The 11917-nt window shown below is 36.2% G+C and carries 9 protein-coding genes; all 9 read left to right on the top strand.

Going from position 1 to position 11917, the window contains the following annotated elements:
- Positions 1 to 1953 (top strand): lipopolysaccharide assembly protein LapB, encoded by a 1953-nt coding sequence (locus H5159_RS15675; protein WP_182780609.1) that lies wholly within the window; start codon positions 1 to 3, stop codon positions 1951 to 1953.
- A gap of 151 nt (positions 1954 to 2104) precedes the next feature.
- Positions 2105 to 4309 (top strand): AAA family ATPase, encoded by a 2205-nt coding sequence (locus H5159_RS15670; protein WP_182780608.1) that lies wholly within the window; start codon positions 2105 to 2107, stop codon positions 4307 to 4309.
- Positions 4309 to 5631: an McrC family protein gene (locus H5159_RS15665; protein WP_182780607.1), complete on the top strand. Its 1323-nt coding sequence runs from the start codon at positions 4309 to 4311 to the stop codon at positions 5629 to 5631. Before H5159_RS15670 ends, H5159_RS15665 begins: the two co-directional genes overlap by 1 nt.
- Before the next feature lie 26 nt (positions 5632 to 5657).
- Entirely contained in the window at positions 5658 to 6674 is a 1017-nt protein-coding gene (locus H5159_RS15660; RefSeq protein ID WP_182780606.1) for a hypothetical protein, read from the top strand.
- A 176-nt stretch (positions 6675 to 6850) separates the two neighbouring features.
- Positions 6851 to 8113: a DUF2130 domain-containing protein gene (locus H5159_RS15655; protein WP_182780605.1), complete on the top strand. Its 1263-nt coding sequence runs from the start codon at positions 6851 to 6853 to the stop codon at positions 8111 to 8113.
- A 581-nt stretch (positions 8114 to 8694) separates the two neighbouring features.
- A complete protein-coding gene (locus H5159_RS15650) occupies positions 8695 to 9030 on the top strand; it encodes a DUF4258 domain-containing protein (protein ID WP_182780604.1) in 336 nt (111 codons plus the stop codon).
- 47 nt (positions 9031 to 9077) lie between these two features.
- Positions 9078 to 9770, top strand: a complete 693-nt coding sequence (locus tag H5159_RS15645) for a VWA domain-containing protein (protein WP_182780603.1) — start codon at positions 9078 to 9080, stop codon at positions 9768 to 9770.
- Positions 9764 to 10456, top strand: coding sequence for a PP2C family serine/threonine-protein phosphatase (locus tag H5159_RS15640; protein WP_182780602.1), 693 nt, complete (start codon positions 9764 to 9766; stop codon positions 10454 to 10456). Before H5159_RS15645 ends, H5159_RS15640 begins: the two co-directional genes overlap by 7 nt.
- The gene (locus tag H5159_RS15635) at positions 10453 to 11916 is read left to right on the top strand and encodes a serine/threonine-protein kinase (RefSeq protein ID WP_182780601.1); all 1464 of its coding nucleotides are present in this window, start codon (positions 10453 to 10455) and stop codon (positions 11914 to 11916) included. The genes H5159_RS15640 and H5159_RS15635 overlap by 4 nt, the downstream gene beginning before the upstream one ends.
- Position 11917: the final 1 nt, after the last annotated feature.

The raw sequence follows: 11917 nt of genomic DNA, 5'->3' as shown, positions 1-11917 counted from the left end.
ATGGCCAGCATTAATCATGGGAGTAACACCTTAAACAACTCGGCATCATTCACAAGTAAAGATGTATTTGCCAAACGAAAAGCTGGCGATTTAAATGAGGCTTATCAAATAGGGTTTAAATTGGTTCAATCTTTACCAAACGATGAATGGAACGTTAAAGCTTTAGGGTGGTGTTTGATTGATTTAGTAAAAAGAGAATCACAAGCCAACAATTTTGAAGCGGTAAATGTTTATCTTACTCAGCTAAATAATCTTTCGTTTGACCCAAGCGATAAAATAATAAATGACCAAATTGCTTTTGTTAATAACTTATCAAACCCAGCTAATAAAGAATTACAAAAAGCCAAAAAAGCCAGTAAAGACGGTCAACATCAGCTAGCTATAAACATCTACAGGCAAGTTCTTCATGAGCAGCCTGATAACCAAGAAATAATGATGAACATTGGTTGGGAGCTTTATAGATTAACTAAGCTTCAATTTAACTCTGAAAACCTTAATGTATTTGCTGTTAAAAAATTACTTAATGATTATTTAAAACTTAATTGTGAAAAACCTTCATTATTACACTCTTTAGCACTAGGCGTTGCTGATAAATTAACCAAGGAAAATAACTTTAGTTTAGTGGGCTTTATTAAAGTATGGGGTATAGAGAACCTTCGTGATGAGGACTTTGAAGAATATCACGATAGAAATACAGGTAAGGTATATCCGAGTTTAGCGGCTAAAGTTATACAACATGCGAGTAAACAAGCTATTGAACAGAGTGAACTTGATTTGTTATCTAAGATGTTGCCTCTGATTGATAAAGTTTTAGAAACATCAGAAGAGAAAATCTGGTTAGAATTAAATAAAGCTAGAGCATTAAACCTATTAGGTGATTACCAAAGTAGCTTTGAACTTGCTGTTAAAGTGGCCAAACAAAAGATTGGCGACTATTGGGTGTGGGAGTTATTAGGTGATATACAAATAAACTTAGATATTAATAAGGCGTTTAATTGTTATTGCCGTGCTTTATCATCCAATCCTGAAGAAAAATTTATTGCTAATTTAAGGTTGAAGCTGGCGCGTTTATTAACCGACAAGGAAGATTTTTCTGCTGCTAAGTATGAAGTGAACTCAGTTGTTGAAGGCAGAAATAAAGAGGGATGGGCCATACCTGAAAAAGTTAATGAGTTTTTAAGCCAACCTTGGTTTCATGATGCTGAAGCCACCAAAAATAATGATGACTTATATAAAAAGTTTGCGAGCCAAGCTGAAGAAGTACTTTTCCAAAACTTGCCGTGGATAAAAGCAAGCCTCGGTGGGGCATTTTCGTTACCTGATAAACCTAATAAAAAAAGAAGAAAAATATACCTTTATAATTCCGCCAACCAATTTCCAACAGAGATAACTCTACCAGAGCGCAGATTTCCTTTTAATAAATTTAGTGAAGGTACGCCTATACAGTTTAAAGGCGAGTTAGATCCAACAACGAATCACTTTACTGCATTTCAATTTGAAGAAAGAGGTGGTTCCCATTGGGATGTTTTTTCTTTAGTTGTTGGTGTTGTCGATAATGTTAATGAAGATAAAAAATTAATACACGTGATATTTGATAGGGATGTAGACACTGTTATTCCTTTTTCTCGGTTGTCTCAAAAGTATGAGGTGGGGGATTCAATCTCGGTCAAGTTATCTAAAAGTAAAACTAAGTATGGCATTAAGTATTACTCTGTAGAAATTTACAGTACTAGTGAGGCTCCTAGCTTAAAAATTCTTAAACCTTTTAGCGAGGCAGTGCGTGTTTCAAATGGGCTTGGCTTCACTGATACAGATGTATTTATTGACCGTAATCTTGTCGATAAATTTAATATTCAAGATGGGCTTATTGTTAGAGGTAAAGCCATTTTAAACTTTAATAAAAAGCGCTCAACATGGGGATGGAAGGCGCTAACAATAGATGGTGTTGACTAACAAACTATGAGAGCTGTTAACAGTTAATAAACGAGCAAAACTCAAACGAACTATAGAATGTAAATTATAAAAATAGCGATGTATTACACGCATCGCTATTTATTTGCAAAGGTGTTTTTTGTACAACGCACGCAAAATAAAAGGATAAAAAATGGAATTTGAAGAGTTTTTAACAATATGTATGGATGACAACAGTAAGACATTTTTATTATCTAAAAGCGATCAACAAAAAAAATTGTTTGTTGATTCTTTTAATTTGATTCGTGAGTATTTTCCACAATGCGATTGTTACGCAATTAATAACGAAAAAGGTAATTATAATCATGCCTTTAGATTCGGGATTAAGACTTCAGAAGAAATTGATGGGACTCCACAAATCACAATAAAATTTACTAAAGAAGCTTTGAGAGTTTCTTTAAAGAAAGGTGTTGTAAAAGAAGAAAATAGGGTCTTAAATCTAGTAACCATTGATCAGCTTCGCTCTATTTTAGACAGCATAAAAAGTAAACTTAGACATAAAATGGAAGGTAGTAAAAATACTCCAATTAATTATTTTAAAAGTGAGAAGGGTTCAGATATGGCTATGACAAATGACACGGATAAATGTGCTAATGAGATACAACCTTCTCCTTTAAACCAAATCCTATATGGCCCTCCAGGAACAGGTAAGACTTACCATACAATTGAAGCCTCAGTAAGAGCCGCTGAGCCAGAGAAATACGAAGCGCTAAAAAGAAACCTCGCATTGAGTACAGCAAAATCACAAAGAGAAGAGCTCATAAAGCTCTACAAATCTCTTGTAGATGATGATCGTATTCGTTTTGTAACATTCCACCAAAGTTATGGTTATGAAGAGTTTGTAGAGGGGTTGCGTGCTCTTACAAATGAAGAAAAGCAAATAGAATATAAAGTTCTACCAGGTGTATTTAAAAAAATCAGTGATGATGCTGCTAACACAAATATTAAGAAAAGCCTCGAACTGAATGCAAATCCGAGAATTTGGAAGATATCTATTGATGGTGTAAAACCTGGTGCGATTAAAAGCTATTGTTTTGAAAATAAAGTGGCTGCAATTGGTTGGGGGCATACCGGTGATATGGCACAGGATGAGCGCTCTCCTGAAGAAAATGCTTACTTTGAAGGGCTAACTAGCCAAAATAAAAATACTATTACTCAGTTTTGTTCTGCAATTAATGAAGGTGACTTACTGTTATGTATAAGTAGCGCGAAGACTATTCAGGCTGTTGGTGTTGTTAAGGGTGATTATGAATATAAAGAACAAGGGATTTTAGATAGAAATGACTTTCGCCATACTCTACCCGTTGAATGGTTGAAAACAGATCTTGACCTTGATATTCATTCTTTAAATGATAATACCAACCTAGTTCAAAAAACAGTTTACGAGCTTGATAGGTTTACAGAGGCTGACTTTTTTCAGCTTATGGAAAAAAATGAAATATCATTTGGCCAGAAGCCAGTTCCAGAGACTAAAGATAATTATGTTTTAATTATTGATGAGATTAATCGGGGTAATATTTCAAAAATATTTGGTGAACTTATTACGCTTATTGAGCCAACTAAGCGAGCCGGAAAAGACAATCTAGAAACATTAAAAGTAACTTTACCTCATTCTGGAAATCCATTTTCAGTCCCTGATAACCTTTATATTATTGGCACTATGAATACGGCTGATAGGTCGTTAGCGATGATGGATACTGCATTGCGACGTCGTTTTGATTTTATAGAAATGATGCCTGACTGCCGTGTCTTAAATGATGAAAGCGGTATGCCATATTGCTTAGATATTGACGGTGTTAAGTTGAATCTATCTAAGCTGCTTTTAACAATGAATGAACGAATTGAAGTACTTTATGATCGTGAGCATACCTTAGGACATGCGTTCTTTATGCCAGTACTAGATGCATTGAATAGCGGTGAGGAAAATAGTGACGTTAAAGCTTTTAGTGAGCTTCAGCGTATATTTAAAAATAAAATTATCCCATTATTAGAAGAATACTTTTTTGAAGATTGGAACAAAATACGTTTAGTTCTGGGGGATAACCGCAAAAAGACCGATGCACAGAGCCAGTTTGTATTTATTCAACAGCATACTGCTTCATACAATGATATTTTCGGTGAAGAACATGGTTTAGAAACCTACGACGATAAAAAGACTACCTACAAACTAACTGACTTTAATGACGAAAGTGGAGCATGGCACCAGGCATTGGCTTATCAAGCCATTTATGATGCGTCGGTATTAGAAAAACAAGACAAATCGGCTAATTCAGATAAAGAACCTAATTTGGCTGAGCAGACCGTTACAGGTATAGAGTCTGAAACGAGCAATTCATAATGCTAGCAGTAAAAAAGCAAACTACTGTTTTTGAGTTTGGCTATTTAGGTAATGATGAAAGTGACAAAGTAAAAGCATCGCTCCAGATAAAACCTATTTCTGGAGAAGCATATAACTATTTAAAAAAATTATGTTTATGTGATGAATCAGAAAGCCGATTTATGCGCTTAAAGCAAGTTGATAACTGTGAAGTATTACAAGTTAAAAACTATGCTGGTGTGATTTTCACACCCGATGGAACCCAAATAGAGGTATTGCCTAAAGTAGCTAAAAATAGTGATGACAGCGCCTCGCGCGCGTCATTACTAATGATGCTTAAATCACTTAAGCAGTTTAGGCACTTACAAACTAATAACGCTAATTTAGCTGAAAATAAAATATCTTTACTAGAGGTTTTTATTAGCCAGTTTTTAGCCTCTGTAAATACTTTAATAAAGCGCGGGCTTAAAAGTGACTATGTACTAAAAGAAGATAACGTTGCCTTTTTAAAAGGTAAGCTTTTGGTAGGTAAACAAGTTAAGCATAACTTTATTAATAAACATAAGTTTTATGTTGAGTACGAAGAGTATTTACAAGACAGGCCGGTTAATCGATTAATACACACCGCACTTGTAAAGGTGAAAGGCTATTGCCGCAGTGCTAATAACCAAAAGCTACTGCAAGAGCTGTTATTTGCTTTTGCAGACATACCACTAAGTAATAATGTAAAAAATGACTTTGCCAGCGTTAAGCTAGATAGAGGAATGAAGTATTACGAAGCTCCACTTGCCTGGACAAAGCTAATTATTGATGGGTTTTCTCCGTTAACATTGCAAGGAAAAAGTAATGCATTTTCGTTGTTGTTTCCTATGGAGGCGGTTTTTGAAAGCTTTGTTGCTCAGTATTTAAAAAAGCATATTACAGGTTTAGGTGAGGTATCTGCTCAGGTGAGTACTAAGTCTTTAGTTGATTATGGCAATACACCTTATTTTTTACTAAAACCGGATTTATATATTTCACGCAAAGGTGATATTAATAAAAATAATGACATTGTGCTTGATACAAAATGGAAGTTAATAAACGAGCAAAACTCTAAACGAAAAGACAAGTTTGGGCTTTCTCAGGCCGATTTTTATCAGATGCTTGGTTACGGTCATACTTACTTAAATGGTAAAGGTAATTTAGTCCTTATTTACCCTAAAACAAAAGCGCTTGAAAACCCGTTTGAGCATAGTTTTAATTACAAAGACGGAAAATTGAAGCTGTGGGTTGTGCCTTTTGATATACAAGCTAAGTGTGAAAAAAGAATAGATTTGAGCTGTTTAAATATCGGTTTTATTTAATATTAACGTTGCGAGTGGAGCAGTCGATGCAACCAATAGAAGAAATGATCAAAGAGTTGAGAGTACATGATTTAGATAATGTTGGTTGCAGCAATGTGGGAACTTTGTATTGGAATTACAAAAATAACCCAACAGTTAGAAACCTAAGCATATTAAATAAGTTTGGTAACGTTGCTAACAATACATTATTTCAAAGCAATGAAACTTGGTTAATAGATTTACTTGATAATAAAGATAAAGTTTATGCTAAAACATTAATTGATGAGCTAGGTTTAAAAGATGTTATCAGTCAACTAACAGTTAGATTTGAAGATCAACAAAGCAAAATACATCAATTAGAAAGTAAACTTATAGACGTTAAATCTGAAGCTGATTTTTTTAAGAGCTTAGATATTGCGTCAATTATTAGTAATGATAAAAAATTTATAGAAATAGACATTACAGAAGAGTTTATTGAACTTAATTTTACTTTTGTTAGGCCTTACGTCAGAGCAGTTAAAGTTAGACAGCAAAATGCTAAGCATGAATTAGTATTAGAGCTAAATTCAGGCGTTGAGTTAACACAAGAAATAAACATTCAAGCAATGTTTAAGCGACCTTTTCAAAGTCAGGTGAAAATGTCGGCTTATGTGTACCAGCATTTGCTCTGTCTCCATGATGTATTTTTTAGCTTAGTTAAAAATCATCAGCATGCACTTGAACCACTTAATAAGTTAGCACCAGACTTTATAGATGCAGTATTAAATAACGATATAGTTATTGAAGGCAGGCACACATTTGAACTATGTAGGTATTTAGGTGTGCTATTTGAGGTGGATTCTAGTGAGTTTCTTAGTTGTGTAAACGAAGTGAATAAAAGCCAATATATTCAGGTTGTAGTTGATAATAAGATTGAAGTGAATTTAATTGATTTTAGAAATTCACTCTCAATTTATAGTGCAGATATCGGTCCTGGGGTAATTGGCGAGTTAAGTGTGTTTAATATGGCTCTTTATCAAGCCGTTCAAACTTTGAGCAGAACACAAATTTACGAAAGGACTTAACGAATAAATAAATTTATATCTATAGCTCATTTGATGGTAATTTTATTCACATAAAAGTAATTTAATTACCATTTCACAATGTAGTTATTTAATTAAATCTTTATAAAACAGTGCTTTATATTTTGGCATTAAGCTTGTAATAGTTTATTTGTATTTAACTATTATAAGGCTTAGCCATGACTTCTAAAATTATCCTTAATGCAAACGATTCAATAACCTGTCCTCATTGTGATACTGATTTTCATGTAAAAGATGCGATAGCAAAGCATTTAATTGAGCAACATGAAAACGAGTATGAGCAACTACTCAACCAGCAATTAACTTCCTTTAAAGCCCAAGCCACAAAAGAGGCAGAAAAATCAGCGTCAAAAATATTTCAGCAGCAATTAACCCAATTAAAAGAGCAGTTAGAAGATAGTAAGCAAAGTGCAGAAATACTAAATGCTAAGATTGAATCTGAAAAAGCAAAAGTAGAGCAGCGCGTGAGAGAGGCTGTCAGTTTAGAACAACAAAGCCTAGAAGAGTCAATTAAATCTAAAGATGAGCAATTAGATCAATTTAGAAACGAAGAGCTTAAACTCAGAAAAGCTAAAACAGAGCTTGAAGATAAACAAAAAAACTTTGAGCTTGAATTCGCACGTAAAGTTGAAGAGCAAAAGCAGTTACTTCGTGATGATGCTGCAAATGAGTTCAAATTGATAGAAGCTGAGTACCGTAAAAAAATTGATGATGCTTCCAAAGCTAATAACGACCTTAAGCGCAAGCTAGAGCAAGGGTCACAACAGTTACAAGGTGAAGTTTTAGAGCTTGAGCTAGAGACTACATTGGCTCAGTTATACCCAGTAGATTTTATTGAACCTGTAAAAAAAGGAGCTAAAGGCGCAGATGTTATACAAACGGTTTGCATGCGCTCGGGTACTGTATGCGGAAAAATAGTTTGGGAAACAAAGCGAGCTGAAAATTGGTCAAACGCCTGGGTCAGCAAACTTAAAACAGATGTACAAAATGCTGCTGGTGATATTGGAGTGCTAGTAACAACCGTATTTCCTGCAAATACAAATGCACCTATGTTAATGGTTGATGGAGTTTGGTTAGTTAAACCTGCTTTAGCAAAAGGGCTTAGTGAGGCGCTTAGAATCGTACTTTTAGAGTCACAGCGCCAAAAAACGGTTAGTGCGGGTAAAAATGAACAAATGGAAGCTATTTATGATTACATATGCAGTCCTCAATTTGTTCATCGTTTAAAAGCTGTTGTAGATCATCAAGAACAAATGAAAGTTGAACTTGATAAAGAAAGAAACGCAATGCAAAGGATCTGGAAAAAGCGTGAAGGGCAAATTACAGGTATCACAGCGCAAATGATGTCAATTTGTGGTGAGCTGCAAGGCCTCTCGCATGGTGGTATGCCTATGTTGGATGAGATAGCTGCTATAGAGTAATAAACAAAAACCAGTTAAGAGCATGTTTTGCTCTTAACTGAGCTTCAAAAAAGGTGATTTGTCTCAATAATCACTTAACCACTTGATTTGAGTAAAATGAATGGTAGATTAACACTAGTAGTATATAACTATCCCAAGGTCGGGAAGCAGTAAAAAGGAATTGCAGTGATAATACCCCAGCGTTACCCCTCTATTTATAGCTTTGCTCGGATAATAAAAATATCAAACGAGCCAATCATCCTTCTACCCGTAGCTTTTTATAAAGCTTGTGCATCAATTGATGAGGGAATCCCCTGTGCAAAATAATTTTTTAACTCCATCTCAATGGCTTTCTCAGTTTCTTTCTTCTCGTAATTTGGAGTCAGTAACTGGCGGGCCCTTGTTTACTTATCAGATGAGGTATGGAGCTGTTAATCATTTGCACAAGTACGACATGGTAAACAAAATTACCATTTCGTACTTTAATGTACTAAAGCTTACTTTCTATAAGTGGTTTTTTATTTAAGTGATTGTAATTATTGTTTTTAATTTTGGTCTGGTTTTCGCATTAAATGATTATCTAATCATATGAGGAAAACGTAATGGCTTTTATTGTCACAGAAGATAATCGATTTTTTGTATTACCTGAAGTAACCAATAGTAAACACGCTCAGGTTAGAGAGGGACAAAGGGGCATATCAAAAAAGCAGGTAATGCTAGCTTATAAATATGGACGAGTAATTCATTCAAGACGTGCGGTTTATCATGTGATTGGAAATAAGGAAATTAAAAAATACGGTGACATTGAACCAGAGTTAAAAAAGATGAATGGAATTCAACTTGTTATGTCATCAAAAGGGACTGTTTTAACTACTTTCCGTAACAAGGACTTAAGAAAAGTCCGTCCGTATAAGCATAATCATAAACATTTACATTAATTGAAGTTTGATTGGCATAAAGTCAATCAAAATTAAAAGGATAGAAAATGAGTTTAAAAAAATTCGCAGTAGCAAAAGCAAGAGCACTCCCTGTCATTATTTTAGCAGATACCAGTGGCAGTATGTCGGTAGGTGGAAAGATCGCCGCGCTTAATGAAGCTGTTCAGAACATGGTTTCTACATTTAGACAAGAATCAGCACGACAAGCTGAAATTCAAGTGGGCTTAATTACCTTTGGCGGTGATAAGGCTGAAATGCATCTACCACTTGCTAAAGCATCTGAAATAGAAGCTATGCAGCCTCTAGATGCAGTCGGCCGCACACCAATGGGACATGCTTTTGAATTAGCAACCGAGGTACTTGAAGATAAAGAACTGATCACATCTCGCGATTATCGCCCTGTATTAATTTTACTTTCAGACGGTATTCCAACTGACGCGTGGCAGGCAGGTTTAGAGCGTTTAACAACAAGTGAACGCGGTCAAAAAGCCAGTCGTTTTGCAATGGCGATAGGAGCTGAAGCTAATATTGATGTTCTTGAGGCATTTAATAATGACTTAGAAGCGCCAGTATTTAAAGCTAATGAAGCAAGAGATATTCATCGTTTCTTCAGAGTTGTCACAATGAGCGTAACAGCTCGCTCTCAGAGTAGAACCCCTAACGAATTTGTACCGATTAACTTTGATGAGTTAGAGAACGATGACGACGATTTAGGCTTAAATTTAGAAGGCCAATGGTAAATATTCGTCACCTAAGTGTTTCTGTCATAGGGCCTAGTCATTTACTAAATGGTCAGCCCAATCAAGATTCAGTGCTAGTAAAAAGGGTGCCAAGCGGTTGGCTCGCAGTTGTTTGTGATGGTATGGGATCTAAGCCTCATTCGGAAGTGGGATCAAAACAAGCATGTCTAGCTGCATTTGGTGTGATTAGGGCTGTTGATTTCGGCATTGAAAGTAAAGTGCTTATTAAGCAAGTTTACCAAATGTGGTTGAACTCACTTGGCGATATTAAAGCCAGGGATGCAGTGACAACGTGTTTGATTGCTTGGGTTTCTGATAGCGGAGAACTAAGAACGTTTCAGTTAGGTGACGGTTTAATTTTAACTTCGCAACAGACAACAGAGCATTCGGATACAAATGATTTTGGCAACATCACTACAGGCTTAGGTAAATCTAAACAGTTTTCAGACTGGCAGGTAACGAAGCAGCAATTGAGTGTAGGTGATGTGATTGCGCTTATGACCGACGGCATTAGTGAAGATCTGCACCAAGGTATGGAGCTGGACTTTGCAAATTCGATTGTTGAAAGCACTAAGGGCAAGAGTGTTAGGCAAGCTAAGTCTTGGTTAAAAAACGAATTTAGGAACTGGGGTACACCGAATCACACGGATGATAAAACCCTCGCATTAATGGTTATAAACAAATGACAAGTGAACAAACAAAAAAACGCATTGTAGCCGATACTTTTGGTCAAGAGTTTGAGTTAGTCAAAAAGATAGGTCAAGGTGGTCAGGGAGTGGTTTGTACAACTCAGGTTGATAACGTGCTGGTTAAAATGAGCACGCAGCGAGATAAAGATAAAAAAAGAAATTGGCTTGAGCATGTTCATTGGTTAATGAGACAACCTTTAGAGCAATTAAACATTGCTAAGCCATTTTCGCGCATTGCCATGAAAGGGAATAACTTTGGTTATGCAATGGAGCTGATGGACGGATTAATTCCTCTAGAATCGCTAATGAATGAAACTGAAGAGTTAATTGCAGCGGAGGGTTCACCAGAGCATTACTTATCAACGGGTGGCTTAAAACGTCGAATGACTATTTTGGCAAAGCTTGCCAGAACACTGTCAGACCTTCATGCAAGAGGTTTAGCATACGGAGACCTATCTCCGGCTAATATTTTTGTTTCAGAAAACCCTGATTACTCTGAAGTGTGGTTGATTGACTGTGACAACATTTGTGTCAATCAACGAGAAAGTTTTGACTCTTTGGTTAATGAAGAAGGCAAGCCTGGCCGCATTTTTAGCCCAGGCTTTGGTGCACCAGAAGTTGTTAATGGCGACAGCTTTGTTTCCTCGCTAACGGATGCATGGAGCTTTGCAATCGTCGCGATTAAGCTATTAACAACTAACCATCCATTTATTGGTGAAGCTGTTGAAAATGGTACACCTGAAGACGAAGAGCGAGCGTTTGCGGGTGAGTTACCTTGGATATACCATCCAACTGATCATGCAAATGCGCTAGATGAAGATTACCCTAAAGGCATTCCATTAGAGCTGGTTGCGCTAAAGCCTCTTTCTAATTTATTTGAGCAATGCTTTAACGCGGGTAAAACCGATCCGCTAGCCAGACCGAATTTAAGTGAATGGGCGGAAGTCTTTGAACAGCTGACGCATATGCTAGTTAAGTGCCAAAACAGCGAATGTAATGCTTCTTTTAATTTCTTGGTGAGTGACGGCCATTTAGAGTGTCCTTTCTGTGGCTCCTCAATGAACAACAGCCAGGTCTTGTATATTCGTAATAACCTCCAAGATTTATCAATTCTAGATCTACCTAACACAACGATTTACGACACATACGTTGATACGGGGTATCACCAAACGCTTAATATTGGCGAAACCATTGTACTCAAAAACTCTTGTCCTGGTTCTATGTACTGGTCTGAATCACAAGAGCTACTGTCGATACGCTTTACCAAAGAGGGTTTAGAGATTACGCCAATAGGTGCTAAATCTTTTGAGATGGGGATGGGGAAAAACAAACTTCAAACCTTTAACTCGAAAACACCAATATCGGCTTCGACAAGAGCTAATCAATGGCTAATTATTAAGCCAATTGTCGAGATCCCTGAGCCGCAAATAGTTAACCTGTTCAGGTTGAGGTGGTGAG

Origin of the sequence: Pseudoalteromonas sp. SG43-1 (genome assembly GCF_014164415.1) — a bacterium.
GTDB classification, from domain to species: Bacteria; Pseudomonadota; Gammaproteobacteria; order Enterobacterales; family Alteromonadaceae; genus Pseudoalteromonas; species Pseudoalteromonas distincta.
This window is presented reverse-complemented; position numbering and strand designations above follow the sequence as displayed.